The following is a 15,250-nucleotide window of genomic DNA, read 5'->3' as shown; positions in this document are numbered from 1 at the left end:
GCCCACCCATTTGCTATACTAAGAAGGCAAGGAGGTTTTTTAATGTATACTACTGTTTTGCTCATACTTAGTGTGCTATTACCGATAGCACTCGCTTGGAAGACACTACATGTATGGAAAAAGATTGTACTGCGTTTACAATGGCAGTGTCAACGCGATTTACAAAGTGAGCTTTTGCGCAACTTAATTAGCCGTATGCAAGTAACGCACGATGTCCAACAACAATCACATCACAAGATTATGAGCTACATACTCCCCCGCCTACCCCGCTATATATCCGAACGTGCCGTCACAGAGCAAGAGGTGGATGACTTTCTCCGCTACACCGCTACCTTACAAGTAATCGCACAAGAGCCGCTTCTTACGCTTACGCAGCGATTTGTCAATGAACACACGACGGTACGTAAAAATTATCGTCGTCCTGAAGATTACGATACGGTGAAAGAACATGAATTATTCCGTCAGTATTACCGCGATGTGCAAATGTTATGGAAGGAGCAACAAAATGCGCTTTTTTAATACGTTTATTCGCGTGATGCTCCCAAAAGAGATAGCGCGTAAAAGCCAAGTTTTATCCTTATTATATGTGCTTAGCTTTAGCGCACTCATGATTAGTACTTTATATACGAATAGCATCCCTCAAGCGGTGCTAGCGCTATTAGGTACGATTTATATGACAAGCTACTATACGAATAAGCTCACCTCCCCTAACCGTTTCTTACCGTTACGTGGTGAAGCGAGTGTGTTGGTGCATGATTTTACAGATGTACGGCATACGTTAAAAGCGACGGTGACATTAGATCGTGAACAACAAAAATTAGTGCTAACGCCTGATGATCAAATTAAAGTACAACAACTTTTTTTACAACAAAATGCCGAAACGAATGATTTTTATCGTTTAATGCTACAAGCGAAAGCCCAGTATGAGCAGTTAACAGCGCTATATGCAGCTAACCGTGATGTACAAGTGGCAGAAGCTTTAGGTTTAGTGACATTACTGCACAGTCATTTTATTCACGGTGCGGAATTTACAGAACGTGCGCTAGCATTACCAAATAGCTTCCCTCGTAAGCCGACAGAAGCACATACGTATATTTTGCAATTAATTCGCATTGCGCTAAATCGCATGGATGAGGCCATTACCCATTACGAAAATCCTGAAAGAGAAGAACAATTTACAAAAGCTAATGCAAAAATGCGTGAAACATTACGTTATGTACAAGGATAAAAAAGAAGTTTAACTCCGGTTAAGCTTCTTTTTTTATGGCAAAAACACCACCAATTATCTGACAACTGCATAGAAAAAACATATCGCAACATAAAGATTTTGTTTTTTTAGTTATGGTACAAAAAATTTTTTTATTTTCTAGCAATAAAAACTCATGACACTTTCTTGTCGCCTATGTATTATATTACTTGCTCAAAACGTTGTTAAATCAACGTTTTGGCAGATATAATAGTAGAATAATTCTGTAATATGTTTAATATTTTGTGCTTCAAACTACTTTTTTAGAGAATTTTTTCGAATAATTTTATAAAAAACTATTGCAATTTTGTGAACACTCTCATAGAATGAAATTACCAAATGCGACGGAGTGAGCATTTAGGTAACACTAAACAGAAAAACTAAACTCAAAACAGAGAGGGGTAATGATTATGGCAACAAATAATAACGCTAAAGTAGATATTATTGACTATGATGCAATTGCCGAATTACCGTCATTCAAAGCTTTAGTAAAACGTAAAAATGGATTTTTGTGGTCGATTACAGCAATCTTCTTAATTGCTTACATCACGCTACCTATTTTAACGTCGTACACTAAAATTTTGCACCAGCCGATGATTGGTGATATTACAGGTGTATGGATTTACTCAGCAGGCTTGTTCGTAATGACATGGGGGTTATGTCATTTATACGTAGCGAAAGCAAACAGCTATGATAAAGCAGCCCAAGCAATTATTGAGGAGTATAAACAAGGAGGCGGACGCGTATGAGTATTGTTGCGATTTCGTTTTTCGTAGGGATTGTAGGTTTAACATTAGTAATTACATGGTGGGCGTCTAAAAAGACTTCTTCTGCAAGTGATTTCTATACAGCAGGTGGCGGTTTAACAGGCTGGCAAAATGGTTTAGCCATCGCTGGTGACTACTTATCAGCCGCTTCATTCTTAGGTATCGCCGGTGCCGTAGCCTTATTCGGTTTTGATGGTTTCTTCTTCTCAATCGGTTATCTCGTTGCTTACTTAGTTGTACTTTACATCGTAGCCGAGCCATTACGTAACCTTGGTAAGTTTACATTAGCTGACATGATTACAGCACGTTTTAATACATCTAAAGTTCGTGGCACAGCAGCTTTAAGCACTATTACAATCGTTTTATTTTATATGATTGCTCAACTTGTAGGTGCAGGTGCGTTAATCAAGTTACTATTAGGTATTGACTACTGGATCGCTGTATTACTTGTAGGTTTCATGATGACAATCTACGTACTGTTTGGTGGTATGACAGCGACGTCTTGGGTACAAATTGTTAAAGCTTGTTTATTAATGTTAGGTACCGTTATTATTTCATTCTTAGTATTAAAAGAATTCGGTTTCAGCATTTCTCAAATGTTTACACAAATGACGACAGAAACAGAACACGGTCAAGCTTACTTAAATCCAGGTCTTCGTTATACAGAAGGTTTAGACACGATTTCAATGATGATTGCTTTAGTATTTGGTACAGCAGGTTTACCACATATCCTAATGCGTTTCTTCACAGTTAAAGATGCGAAAACAGCGCGTTCGTCTGTTATTTGGGCAACATGGATTGTAGGTATTTTCTACGTACTTACTATCTTCTTAGGCTTCGGAGCAGCAGCTTTCGTTGGTGCAGAAGCTATTATTGCAGAAAACCCTGCAGGTAACATGGCTGCTCCATTATTAGCAGAAGCTTTAGGCGGCGATATCTTAATGTCATTCGTATCAGCGGTAGCGTTTGCGACAATTTTAGCTGTAGTAGCAGGGCTTGTATTATCAGGCGCATCTGCCCTATCACATGACATTTACGGTGAAATTATTAAAAAAGGTAAAATGACAGACCGTGAGCAAGTACTAGCAGCACGTATCGGTTCTATCACAATTTCAGTATTATCTATCGTTTTAGCACTAGGTGCACAAACACTTAACGTAGCCTTCTTAGTATCACTTGCTTTCTGTATTGCAGGATCGGCTAACTTACCAGTAATTATTTACACAATTTACTGGAAACGTTTCAACACAACAGGCGCTATCTCAGCAATGCTAACAGGTTTAATCTCAGCACTTATCTTAGTAGCTGTATCACCTAACATTTGGAGCCCAATCGAAGGTAAAGCAATCTTCGTAGGCGAACCACTATTTATGTTATCAAATCCAGCACTTGTTTCTGTACCACTTGGTTTCCTTGCAGGTATTGTAGGTACATTATTATCGAAAGAGTCAGATGAAAAGAAATACCGTGAAGTTAACGTTAAAGCGAACACAGGTATTTCAGTACAAGACGTTTCACATTAATACAAATGGAGCGCGTACTTACTAAAGTGCGCGTTTCGTAAACCTAATAAAAAGCATTCCTCGAATAAGGAATGCTTTTTATTAGGTTTATAGCGTATATGACATTTGATATTGTTGGTACAACGTTTCAAAGCCGAGCGTCTGGAGCAATGCATATTGTTCGCTATCTGCATCGATTTGATGAATTTTACACGTGACGGCCCCGTATAAGGTGTGAAGTGCGGTAAGTAAAGCTTCAACAAGCGCTTGGGTAGGCTCTGGTAAAAAGATTTGCTTTACATACAGCTGATCCCCCTCTTCCCTACAACAAATATAACCAAGACGTTGCTCTTTGAAATAAATATCATACACCGAATCAGTGGTAGCTAAGCGCGTCTCCCACGATGTTGTTGCGGGTTGCATAGCGAGGTGCCAATCACTTACTTGTGTGAGCTTTAATTGCAACGGGGCTTGGCGGTAATGCGCTAACTTACCTGTTGCTACCGCGAGCGTATTAATTAGAGTGAAATTAGTAGAGCGATATAAATTTTCTGCTTTATCATTGCCGACTATCACTTCAAGGCGAAGTTCTTTAACATGTAGTGTTTGGGCTAAGGAAATCGCGTGTGCTACGAGTGAACGACCAATGCCATAGCCTCTATAGTTTGGTAACGTTGCCATACCTCCAATCCATGCTAATTGATCTTTTACCCCAAATAGCATAACGCCTGCATACTCATCCTCGACAGTAACAACAGTAGAATACGCTGGTGAGATAGCGTACTGTTGCATACGCGCTTGTAATACATCCTCTGTAATACTCATTGGCTTCATATAATTAACAAAGGCTCCGTTCCATAGCTTTGTCACTTGTGGTAACGGTAGTTGTTGTAGTGATAAAAATGCCATACTAAACCCTCCTTATAATCGATAAAATGTTGTGGTGTTGTTGTAAAGTTGTGTTGCGACTTGCTCTGTTGGCAATTGCTTAAGGCGTGCGATTTCTTCAATGCTGCGTGCCATCATGGTAGGTGCTGTAAGTTGACCCGAAAACTCCTGCTCAAAAGGCCACGGGCCATCCGTTTCGACCATGAGCTGTGAGAGCGGGTAACGTGCAACAAGGCTACGTATTTCAGGCTCATAACATATATCAGGCGTAATCGATACCATGTAACCGTTTTCAATCATGCGTGTGATAGTTGTAGCATCGCCTTTAAACCAGTGGAAGTGCGCGCGTGTTAGCTGATGCTTTTCGAGTAAATTACAAGCTACTTGCGCATCTTCATAGACAGCATGCAAAACAATTGGTTTGTCTAGCTCTTTTGCTAACGCAATAAAGCGCTCAAGTAAAGCAATGTGCGCATCGCGGTCAACTTGCTCATAATAGGGCAAGCCTACTTCGCCAATCGCTACAATCCTATCTCGATTAGCACGGATTAACGCAAAAATTGCCGCTTCCTCTTGTGCGCTCGCGACAGGCTGCTCTGGATGGTAGCCGAGCGCACTATGTACATTAGGGTGTTGTGCTAACTGTAAATTAGCTAAGCAAGATAAATAATTTGTAGATACTGTAATAAATGGCGCCCCACTGGCAAGCAAAGTTGCCTGCTCATGGGTAGCGTACTGATCAAGATGGATATGGGCATCAATCATTTGTTTTCCTCGTTTCCATTTGTGCGAAAATATGTTGTTTTAATGCGATAAATTCCGCGGTAGCAAGCATTGCCGGGTGGCGTGGTCGCGCAAAAGGTACCTTTATCTCCTCTTTGATATGAGCAGGACGTTTCGATAAAATAATAATACGATCTGCTAAATAAATGGCTTCTTCTATACTATGCGTAATAAATAGTACGGAGCGGGGATGCGCTTCCCAAACAGACAGCAACCAGTTTTGCATATCGAGACGCGTAAATTCATCTAAAGCAGAGAAAGGCTCGTCCAAACAGAGTAAGTTTTGCTCACTTAGAAGTGCCCTAATAAAAGCGACACGCTGCTTCATCCCACCTGATAGCTCGATAGGATATGCTTCTTTAAACTGAGCTAGTCCTACTCGCTCAAGCCAATCTTCTGCTTGAGTATAATTGGCCTTGCTTTGGATTTCCTGTGCGAGCACGACGTTTTGTAAAACAGTACGCCACGGAAATAGCGATGCTTGCTGTGGCATATAACTAATATGCCCTTTTTCACCACTAATGGCTTTACCATTAAGCAAAATTTCGCCAGCTGTAGGGGTTATAATCCCGCCAATTAATTGAAAGAGCGTACTTTTACCACTGCCAGAAGGCCCTAAAATCGCAACGAATTCGCCATCAGCTACTTGTAAATTAACATGTTGCAACACTTCAGTAGCACCGAAGTTTTTAGATAAATCAGTAATCTCTAGTAACATAATTATACCTCCCTCGTTTGCCCTTTTACAATCATACGCTCTATTAGCTGAATGAGCGCGAACAATGCCATGCTAAGTAACATAATGGCGAATATTGCAACGAAAACACGGTCAATGCGGAAGGATGACTGCGCATAGGTCATATACACGCCGATGCCTTGCTTAGCACCTAGCCATTCGGAAATGACAGCACCCATTACACTATACGTAGCCGCAATTTTTAAGCCTGAAAATAAAGATGGCATAGCATACGGTAGCTCTAGCTTCCAAAATGTTTGCCCGCGATTTGCGCCAATCATTTGCATATAGTGCTTTAATGTAGGGTCGGTATTTTTTAAGCCATCCATCATCGCTACGACAATAGGGAAAAAGCAAACTAAGCTAATAATAATAAGCTTAGGTAATAGCCCGAAGCCAAACCAAATAATAAGGAGTGGTGCTAACACAATGGTCGGTACGTTTTGCGATAAAATGAGTAACGGGTATACCATTTGGTTAATAAGCGGCATACGGTGCAAAAGCAGTGCAATGATAAAGCCGATGCTTGCGCCAATCGTTAGCCCTAGCAATGTAAGTTTAGTTGTAGCTAAAATATGCACAGAAAAGTCGCCAAATGAACGATACCCTTCAGCTATAATCGCACTCGGAGCGGGTAATAGCCACATCGGGATGTCGCGCCACCAAACGACCGCTTCCCAAATGATAAATAAAACGAGAAGGAACACCACCGCTCCCCCTCGTTTCATCACATTATGCATTAGCGGTATTTCTCCGTTAATGTGTCCATCGTAATACCTGATGGTTGGTATAAGATTTTCACTTGTGTAATGACGTTGACACAGCCGAGTTCAACCATTTTTACATTCATTTTTTCGATGATCGCTAGCAATGTTGTTAAATCGCCTTCCATCGTTGTTTCGAGTGGATGTACTTCGTATTTAACGCCTGAAGCGTCAATTACAGCGATTGCTGCGTCTACTGCTGGGATTACATCTGCTACGTTCTCCGTTTTAGGAATGATTTGTACACTAATTAATGAGTTTGTCATGATGTCACCTCTTATTTTTTTGGTAAAAATTCGTTAGTAAATGCTTGCTCTGGGTCAAAGTCGCCTTCTAGCACGCCATTTTCTGTCATCCAGTCGGCATAGTTTTTCCATACGTCTAGTTTTTGTACGCCCCATTGCTCAGCATCATCTTGATATTTATCTGCTAACCATTTTTGAGAGTTGATTACGAGATCTTGTGAAAGGTCTGGTGCTGCTACGAGTAAAATATTCGCTGCATCTTCAGGGTTTTCAATCGCATATTCGTAGCCTTTTGCAACAGCTGCTACCATTTTTTTAACGATGTCTGATTTTTCGTCAATCATTTTTTCATTTGTTGAAAGCACAGGCGTGTAGTAGTCAAGTTTTTCGCTATAATCGGTTAAATAAATCATATCGATATCTTTACCACGTAGCTCTGCCTCTACCCCTGTCCAACCATAGTAAATCCAAGCGAAATCGACATCTTTTTCAGTCATTGTAAAGAAGTCTGCGTCACCCGCATTAATGATAGCAATTCTTTCGACGTCACCGCCATCTGCTTTCATAATCGTTTCAATAACAGCTTTTTCAATAGGAGAACCCCAGCCGCCATAAGTTTTGCCTTCAAAATCTTTAGGCGAAGCAATGCCTTTTTCTTTTGGTGCTGCAAACCCTGAAGTGTTATGTTGGATAATCGCTGCAATTGATACGATCGGCACACCTTGGGTACGTGCTAATGTAATGCCTTCTTGATAGCTAATACCGAAATCCGCTTTACCAGAGGCTACGAGCTGATCGGCTCCTGCATCTCCTGGTTGAATAATATCAACATCTAATCCTTGTTCTTCAAAGAAACCTTGTGTTTGTGCTACGTATAAACCGGTATGGTTCGTATTAGGTGTCCAGTCAAGCACCATTGTTACCTTTTCAAGTTGGTCTTTTGCCGCTTCTTCTTTTTTCGGCTCCTCTTTCGATTGACATGCAGCAAGCGCTACTACAGCCATTGCTAACATGAGGGTAATAACCCATTTTTTCATTCGTCTTCCGCCTCCTTCATATTAAAAAAAGCCTTAAGCGGGCATGTACTACCCGCTTAAGGCTTCCTACATGTTCCCTACGATGGTTTTACCATATCAGGTTCTAAGGGTATTCCTACATTTCGGTCTCTCAGCTCATGTTTGAGCTCCCCCACATTACTATTTACCGTTCATTATAACAGCTATAGCATATTTATACTATTTAATTATCGAGTAGACTGCGCGAATGGCACCGTCTGTTTTTGGATCTACTTTAAATGAACCGTTTGAAAGGCGTTCGTTTTTCGGTAAATCTTGCATTGTGATTTCTTCTTGATGTTTTTCCGTTTCGATAATGAGTACGGCATGCGGACGTTCTTTTTCTACAGCAATAATTTTATGCGGCTGTGCCTTTAGTAAACTTAAAATTTGTACGCCGCGTTTAGCACGGTTACTCGTCACCACTTCTTCAATGCCCATTTTTTTAACAGCCCCACGTTGTGTCACAATAACGAGACGTTCGTTAGCATCTACTTGAGCCGCAAAGACAATCGTTTCGTCTTTAAGCGTCATTCCTTTTACACCACCGGTACGTAACCCTGTAGGAGGCACCTCATTAACGAGGAAGCGGAGCGCCTGCCCTTCCGTCGTAATAAGTGTAACTTCATCTTGTTCCGTGACAAGAAAGGCAGCTACCATGGCATCATCTGCTTTGACATTCATCGTTTTTAGTGCGCGTGAATAGCGTGAAACTTTATATTCGCTCAGCACCGTACGCTTTACTTGACCAGCCGCTGTTACGGTCATCACAAATGTTTCGGTACTGCTGAAGTCTTTAAAGCCATGGACCGCAATAATTTCTTCTTCCGCTTCGAGTGGCACAATGCTCGAAATATGTTGACCTAAATCTTTCCAGCGGATATCTGGTAACTCGTGGACAGGCTGATAAATGTATTGCCCGCGATTAGTGAACAGTAACAGATGGTGTTGCGTATTCATTGGTTGTTCGAATAACACATAATCTGATTCTTTCATCGCAAGATCTTTACCGTTCGACGCATTATAGGAACGTGGTGATGTACGTTTGACGTAACCGTCCTTCGTAACACTTACAATGACTTCTTCACTCGGTACAAGTACATCGAGCGTTACTTCTAGCTCTTCAATTTTAGCTTGCAATACCGAACGGCGCGGCTCAGCAAATTGCTTACGTGTGGCCTTTAGTTCGCGTTTAATGACCGCAATTAATTTCGCAGGACTTTGTAAAATGCCTTCTAGCGTCGTGATTTCTTGTTGAAGTGCCTCATGCTCCTGACGTAACTCTGTAATATCTGTATTCGTTAATCGATAAAGTTGTAAGTTAACAATCGCCTCAGCTTGCGCCTCAGAGAAATCGAATGCGGCCATAATGCCCTCTCTAGCATCTCGTTTATCCTTAGAGCTACGAATTTTTGCGATGACTTTGTCTAAAATAGAGAGCGCTTTAATTAAACCTTCTACGAGATGAATGCGTTTTTTAGCACGAGCTAAATCAAAGGTTGTGCGGCGTGCTACTACTTCTTTTTGATGCTCAATATACGCATCGAGCAGTAATGACAGTGTCATCATCGTTGGGCGGCGGTGATGAATGGCAATCATATTAAAGTGATAAGTCACTTGTAAATCGGTTATTTTAAGCAGGTAGTTTAAAATCCCTTGTGCCGGTATGTCTTTCTTTAATTCGATAACGACGCGTAAGCCTGTGCGGTCAGATTCATCGCGTATTTCGGCAATGCCTTCTAACTTTTTATCAAGGCGTTGCTCATCGATTTTTTTTACTAAATTCGCTTTATTGACGTCATAAGGTAATTCGGTAACGACAATTTGTTCTTTACCACCTTTTAGCGTTTCAATTGCGGTTTTTGCACGTACGACAATTTTGCCGCGCCCTGTTTCATACGCTTTTTTAATGCCGTCGGTACCTTGGATAATGCCTCCTGTTGGGAAGTCAGGCCCTTTTATGACCGTCATTAACTCATCTACGCTCGCATTCGGTTGATCTAAGCGCATTAATACGGCATCGATTGCTTCGGCTAAGTTATGCGGCGGGATATCGGTTGCGTAACCCGCTGATATACCGGTAGAGCCGTTAACGAGTAAATTAGGAAAGCGTGCAGGTAAGACAGTAGGCTCTGTATCTTGGTCGTCAAAGTTTGGTACGACATCTACCGTATCTTTTGTAATATCGCGTAGTAATTCGCCCGCAATCGCAGATAATCTTGCTTCTGTGTAACGCATAGCTGCAGCCGGGTCACCATCTACGGAACCGTTATTACCGTGCATCTCAATTAACATATGGCGCGCTTTCCAATCTTGACTCATGCGCACCATAGCTTCATAAACGGATGTATCACCATGTGGGTGATAGTTACCAATGACGTTACCGACCGTTTTTGCGGATTTACGGAACGGTTTCTCTTGCGTATTACCCTCTGTATGCATGGCATATAAAATACGGCGCTGTACGGGCTTTAAGCCATCTCGTGCATCGGGTAATGCACGGTCCTGAATAATATATTTACTATAGCGACCGAAGCGGTCACCCATAACTTCTTCTAATGGTAAATCTTGAAATTTTTCTTGCATAATTAGTCCTCCTCACTAATGAATTCATTTTCGAGAATGTTAGCATCATCTTCCATGCCAAAGTCTACATTCGCTTCAATCCATTTACGACGAGGCTCTACTTTATCACCCATCAATGTCGTCACACGTCGCTCGGCACGCGCACCATCTTCAATGCGGACGCGAATTAAAGTACGACTTGCAGGGTCCATTGTCGTTTCCCAAAGCTGAGAGGCATTCATTTCCCCTAAACCTTTATAACGCTGAATGACATAACCTTTGCCAATTTTCTTAATCGCCGCATCAAGGTCGCGTTCGGTCCAAGCATACATGAACACTTCTTTTTTGCCGCTACCTTTACTCACTTTATAAAGGGGCGGTAAGGCGATATATACTTTCCCAGCTTCAATAAGCGGACGCATATAACGGTAGAAAAAAGTAAGTAATAATACTTGAATATGCGCGCCGTCAGTATCGGCATCGGTCATAATGACAATTTTGTCGTAGGCGGCATCCTCTAGGGAGAAGTCGCTACCAACGCCAGCACCAATCGTATGAATGATCGTTGAAATCTCTTCGTTTTTCATGATGTCTTCAAGCTTAGCTTTTTCGGTATTAATGACTTTACCACGCAATGGTAAAATCGCTTGGAATGTGCGGTCTCGCCCTTGTTTTGCTGAACCCCCAGCGGAGTCACCTTCGACTAAGTACAGCTCGTTTTTTGCCGCGTTTTTAGACTGTGCTGGTGTTAATTTACCTGATAATAAGGTGGATTTTTTGTTTTTCTTCCCGCTTCGTGCATCTTCGCGAGCTTTGCGCGCTGCTTCACGCACTTGTTGCGCACGAATGGCTTTACGAACTAAGGAAGCAGATAGTTCGGCGTTTTCTTCGAGTACATAAAGTACTTGTTCGGCAACGACGGTATCTACAGCTGAACGCGCTTCAGATGTACCGAGCTTACTTTTCGTTTGTCCTTCAAATTGTAAAATGTTTTCAGGGATGCGCACAGAAACAATCGCACATAACCCTTCGCGGATATCTGCACCGTCTAAATTTTTGTCTTTTTCTTTGAGCAGCCCAATTTTACGTGCATATTCATTAAACACACGTGTCATAGCCGCTTTTGCACCTGTTTCATGCGTGCCGCCATCACGTGTGCGCACATTGTTAACAAAAGATAAAATGGTTTCTGCATAGCCGTCATTATACTGAAAAGCAAACTCTACTTCGATAGCATGATGCTCACCTTCTACATAACGAACAGGATGCAGTGTGTCCTTTTCTTCGTTTAAATATTCTACGAAAGCTTCAATACCATTTTCATAATAAAAAATATCATGCTTCGGTTCTTCACCGCGCTCGTCAATAAGCTCGATTTTTAAGCCTTTTAATAAAAAAGCAGATTCGCGTAAGCGTTCAGCAAGCGTATCGTAATGGTACTTAGTCGTTGAAAAAATCGTATCATCTGGTAAGAAGTGAATGGCTGTACCTGTCTCACGTGTTTTTCCTTTAATTTCTAATGTAGTAACAGGCTTGCCTCCATTTTCAAAGCGTTGTTCGTAAATTTGGCCGTCGCGATAAATTGTAACCGTTAAAAAACGAGATAGTGCATTTACAACAGACGAACCAACGCCGTGTAAACCACCACTCGTTTTATAACCACCCTGCCCGAATTTACCTCCCGCATGCAGTACTGTTAAAATAACTTCTGGTGTGGGTTTTCCTAATTTATGCATACCAACTGGCATTCCGCGACCGTAATCGCGTACCAAGATGCTTTGGTCTTTTAAAATGGTAACGACAATGCGATCTCCAAAACCTGCGAGTGCCTCATCGACAGCGTTATCTAAAATTTCATATACGAGGTGATGGAGCCCGCGATTATCGGTTGAACCGATGTACATCCCCGGGCGTTTACGTACAGCTTCTAACCCCTCGAGTACTTGAATATCATCTTCATTATAAGTTGTTGTCAAAAAAATCCCTCCAAAAGAGAACGTTCGTTCTTGTTAAATCCTACAATTAATCGTAATCCCTCATTGCGTATTAGTCAATGAAAATCGCATACTTCCCCATTTTAGCAAAATACGCTGAGAGAAGTTACACTTATCATCTTTTCAGAATGCAGTTGGTAGCTTACAATAGTTTTTAGTACCACGTCATAATAAAGGAGTTTTCTATGGTAAATTTAGTTCTTGTGCTCATTAGTGCATATGTTATCGGTTCAATCCCGTCAGGTTTATGGATTGGACGATTGTTTTTTAATACGGATATTCGTGAACATGGTAGCGGCAATTTAGGCGCCACCAATACCTTTCGTATTTTAGGTAAAAAAGCAGGGCTCGTTGTAACAATTATGGATGTCTTAAAAGGGACAGCTGCTGTGTTATTACCCGCGATTCCTTTGTTCTCAAACACCGGAGTACATCCGCTACTGCTAGGTATTATTGCAGTTGTTGGCCATATGTTTCCTGTATTTGCAGGTTTTCGTGGGGGTAAAGCTGTGGCAACCTCTGCTGGTGTTGTGTTAGGGTATGCACCTGTATTATTTTTGATCTTATTCGTTGTGTTTTTCACAACGTTAAAAATTTCTAAGATGGTAAGTTTAACTTCGATGGTAGCCGCTTCAGTCGCTTTAATTTACAGTATCATTTATTATTTTGTTACAGGCGATTATGCCTTATTTATTTTAATCTTCTTTTTGTTTAGCTTTATTATGGTGCGTCACCGTGCTAACATTGGTCGGATTAAAAATGGTACGGAACCAAAAGTCAAATGGTTATAGGAGTGAAGAAATGCAAATTATTATAAACGATGATGCTAAAGCATGGTTTGTAGAAGAGATGGAAGTCGAAGCGGGCGATACGATTCGCTTTTATGCACGATATGGCGGCTCGAGTCCATTTCACGAAGGTTTTTCAATCGGCATGACACGTGACGAGCCGCTCCATAGCGGTGCTAAAACACAGATTGACGGCGTGACGTATTTTATCGAACAAGATGACCTTTGGTTTTTTAATGAACATGACCTCTATGTCGCTGTCGATACGAATGATGAATTAACGTACACTTATAAATAAAAAGTAAAACGTGAGCGAATCACGTTTTACTTTTTTATGCCCAATCGTAAGGCGTTAATTGATAAACATAATAATTTAGCCAGTTTGAAAACAATAAATGCGTATGAGCACGCCACGTGTTTTGTGGTGTTTTCGTCGGGTCATCATTTGGGAAGTAGTGCGCAGGTACCGCGGGATTCAAGCCCTTCGCAACGTCACGTTCGTACTCTTCCGCTAATGTATGTGCATCATACTCTAAGTGACCTGTCACCATAATGTTGCGGTGATTTTTCGATGCCACAATAAATACGCCGACTTCATCAGAGTAGGATAATAATTCTAAATCGGGATGCTGACGTACTTCGTCGATAGATACAGAAGTATGGCGCGAGTGAGGGGCCGTAAAGACATCACTAAAGCCACGTACTAAGTCATGGGTAACATCTGTAATGACATGGCCATACACGCCTGAACATTTCTCGGCTAGTTCGTATTTGCCAATACCGTAATAATGATAAAGTGCAGCTTGAGCACCCCAACAAATATGGAGCACGCTTGTGACATTAGTTTCGGACCAGTCCATAATTTGCTGCATTTCTTGCCAATAATCAACATCTTCAAACGCTAATTTTTCGACAGGCGCGCCTGTAATAATCATGCCGTCATAGCGTTTATGTTTAATCTCATCAAACGTCGTATAAAACGCATCGAGATGTGATTTACTAATATTTTTTGATACGTAGGTTGCAGTGTTTAAAAACGTAATATTTACTTGAAGCGGCGTATTGCCTAATAGGCGCAGTAGCTGAAGTTCGGCTTTTTCTTTTTCAGGCATTAAATTTAAAATAATAATATTTAATGGGCGAATATTTTGTGTAGAAGCGCGCTCCGCTTCCATAGCGAAGATCTTCTCAGCGCGTAGGTGCTCACCTACAGGCAAGTTTTTTGGGATGTTAATAGGCATTGTGCAGTCTTCCTCTCCTAAGTAATAAAAAAACCCTCATTCTTTGTGAGAATGAGAGTGTCGATGCTAGCCTCTCTTATCTCATAGGAATTAGCACCTTTCTTGCCTAAGCAAGAGGTTGCTGAAGCGTCTTAGGGCCTGTCCCTCGGCTTCTCTCGATAAGAATATTTAGATTATTGCTATAATAGCACGCGGGGTATTTTATTGCAATGCATAGCTTTCTCCTGTTTTTTATGGTAGCATATACCTTTAGTAAAGAATGAGGACGTGAAAAGATGATTAAAATTGAACTACCAAAACCAGATTTAGTAATTCGTCAACGTGAACAGAAGCTACAAGAGGGCGACGTGCCGATTACACCGGTCTATGGCTTCATTGATTTAGATAAAATTAGCCGTGAAAAAGGCGGTATCTTTATGTTTTTCAACGAAGATAACGAGCTATTATTTGTAGGTAAGGCACGTAAATTACGCCAACGTATTAAAAAGCATTTTAACGACAATGGTTTAATGGTGAAGCACCGTGACGAAATTCATAAAATCGAAGTGTTTGAAGTCGAAACACCGATGGAACGTGAAATTTACGAAACGTATGCGATCAACACGTTAAAAGCGAAATATAATATTGATAAAGTATTTTATCGTGATTAAGATGTCCTTTTAGGGCATCTTTTTTT

16 protein-coding genes and 2 riboswitches are annotated in these 15,250 nt (G+C 41.2%); of the genes, 7 read left to right on the top strand and 9 right to left on the bottom strand.

Going from position 1 to position 15,250, the window contains the following annotated elements; translation table 11 throughout:
• Positions 1–42: 42 nt before the first annotated feature.
• The 4 genes from DDE80_RS03750 (at position 43) to DDE80_RS03735 (ending at position 3,536) form a co-directional block, all read left to right on the top strand.
• Positions 43–519 carry a hypothetical protein gene (locus DDE80_RS03750; protein WP_108306344.1) on the top strand — a complete coding sequence of 159 codons (477 nt, stop codon included), beginning with the start codon at positions 43–45 and terminating at the stop codon, positions 517–519.
• Positions 506–1,228 carry a hypothetical protein gene (locus DDE80_RS03745; RefSeq protein WP_108306343.1) on the top strand — a complete coding sequence of 241 codons (723 nt, stop codon included), beginning with the start codon at positions 506–508 and terminating at the stop codon, positions 1,226–1,228. The genes DDE80_RS03750 and DDE80_RS03745 overlap by 14 nt, the downstream gene beginning before the upstream one ends.
• A gap of 428 nt (positions 1,229–1,656) precedes the next feature.
• Positions 1,657–1,995 (top strand): DUF485 domain-containing protein, encoded by a 339-nt coding sequence (locus DDE80_RS03740; protein WP_108306342.1) that lies wholly within the window; start codon positions 1,657–1,659, stop codon positions 1,993–1,995.
• Positions 1,992–3,536, top strand: a complete 1,545-nt coding sequence (locus tag DDE80_RS03735; protein ID WP_108306341.1) for a solute symporter family protein — start codon at positions 1,992–1,994, stop codon at positions 3,534–3,536. Before DDE80_RS03740 ends, DDE80_RS03735 begins: the two co-directional genes overlap by 4 nt.
• An 87-nt stretch (positions 3,537–3,623) precedes the next feature.
• Here DDE80_RS03735 and DDE80_RS03730 read toward each other — a convergent pair whose 3' ends face one another.
• The 8 genes from DDE80_RS03730 to parE all read right to left on the bottom strand — a co-directional run bounded on the left by DDE80_RS03730 (position 3,624) and on the right by parE (position 12,527).
• The gene (locus tag DDE80_RS03730; protein ID WP_108306340.1) at positions 3,624–4,424 is read right to left on the bottom strand and encodes a GNAT family N-acetyltransferase; all 801 of its coding nucleotides are present in this window, start codon (positions 4,422–4,424) and stop codon (positions 3,624–3,626) included.
• Between the two features lie 12 nt (positions 4,425–4,436).
• Complete coding sequence (locus DDE80_RS03725; protein ID WP_108306339.1) at positions 4,437–5,168, bottom strand: TatD family hydrolase; 732 nt, start codon at positions 5,166–5,168, stop codon at positions 4,437–4,439.
• Positions 5,161–5,904, bottom strand: a complete 744-nt coding sequence (locus DDE80_RS03720) for an ABC transporter ATP-binding protein (RefSeq protein WP_108306338.1) — start codon at positions 5,902–5,904, stop codon at positions 5,161–5,163. The genes DDE80_RS03725 and DDE80_RS03720 overlap by 8 nt, the downstream gene beginning before the upstream one ends.
• Before the next feature lie 2 nt (positions 5,905–5,906).
• Positions 5,907–6,662 carry an ABC transporter permease gene (locus tag DDE80_RS03715; RefSeq protein ID WP_108306337.1) on the bottom strand — a complete coding sequence of 252 codons (756 nt, stop codon included), beginning with the start codon at positions 6,660–6,662 and terminating at the stop codon, positions 5,907–5,909.
• On the bottom strand, positions 6,662–6,952 hold the full coding sequence (locus DDE80_RS03710) for a thiamine-binding protein (RefSeq protein ID WP_036144863.1): 291 nt from the start codon (positions 6,950–6,952) through the stop codon (positions 6,662–6,664). Before DDE80_RS03710 ends, DDE80_RS03715 begins: the two co-directional genes overlap by 1 nt.
• A gap of 11 nt (positions 6,953–6,963) precedes the next feature.
• Positions 6,964–7,968, bottom strand: a complete 1,005-nt coding sequence (locus DDE80_RS03705; RefSeq protein WP_108306336.1) for an ABC transporter substrate-binding protein — start codon at positions 7,966–7,968, stop codon at positions 6,964–6,966.
• A 57-nt stretch (positions 7,969–8,025) separates the two neighbouring features.
• Positions 8,026–8,131: riboswitch (TPP riboswitch) on the bottom strand.
• Between the two features lie 35 nt (positions 8,132–8,166).
• A complete protein-coding gene (parC, locus tag DDE80_RS03700; protein WP_108306335.1) occupies positions 8,167–10,572 on the bottom strand; it encodes a DNA topoisomerase IV subunit A in 2,406 nt (801 codons plus the stop codon).
• Between the two features lie 2 nt (positions 10,573–10,574).
• Positions 10,575–12,527: a DNA topoisomerase IV subunit B gene (gene parE, locus DDE80_RS03695; RefSeq protein WP_235612268.1), complete on the bottom strand. Its 1,953-nt coding sequence runs from the start codon at positions 12,525–12,527 to the stop codon at positions 10,575–10,577.
• A 203-nt stretch (positions 12,528–12,730) separates the two neighbouring features.
• Here parE and plsY point away from each other — a divergent pair, with 203 nt between their 5' ends.
• Both plsY and DDE80_RS03685 read left to right on the top strand, forming a co-directional pair.
• A complete protein-coding gene (gene plsY, locus DDE80_RS03690; RefSeq protein ID WP_108306333.1) occupies positions 12,731–13,336 on the top strand; it encodes a glycerol-3-phosphate 1-O-acyltransferase PlsY in 606 nt (201 codons plus the stop codon).
• Positions 13,337–13,346: 10 nt separating this feature from the next.
• Complete coding sequence (locus DDE80_RS03685; RefSeq protein ID WP_108306332.1) at positions 13,347–13,631, top strand: HesB/YadR/YfhF family protein; 285 nt, start codon at positions 13,347–13,349, stop codon at positions 13,629–13,631.
• 34 nt (positions 13,632–13,665) lie between these two features.
• Here DDE80_RS03685 and metA read toward each other — a convergent pair whose 3' ends face one another.
• A complete protein-coding gene (gene metA / locus DDE80_RS03680) occupies positions 13,666–14,574 on the bottom strand; it encodes a homoserine O-acetyltransferase MetA (RefSeq protein WP_108306331.1) in 909 nt (302 codons plus the stop codon).
• 73 nt (positions 14,575–14,647) lie between these two features.
• A riboswitch (SAM riboswitch) is annotated at positions 14,648–14,739 on the bottom strand.
• Between the two features lie 110 nt (positions 14,740–14,849).
• Between metA and DDE80_RS03675 the strand changes: the two genes are divergently transcribed.
• On the top strand, positions 14,850–15,224 hold the full coding sequence (locus tag DDE80_RS03675) for a nucleotide excision repair endonuclease (protein ID WP_108306330.1): 375 nt from the start codon (positions 14,850–14,852) through the stop codon (positions 15,222–15,224).
• Positions 15,225–15,250 lie beyond the last annotated feature (26 nt).

Source organism: Metalysinibacillus jejuensis, assembly GCF_003057615.1.
In the GTDB taxonomy this organism is placed as follows: Bacteria; Bacillota; Bacilli; order Bacillales_A; family Planococcaceae; genus Metalysinibacillus; species Metalysinibacillus jejuensis.
This window is presented reverse-complemented; position numbering and strand designations above follow the sequence as displayed.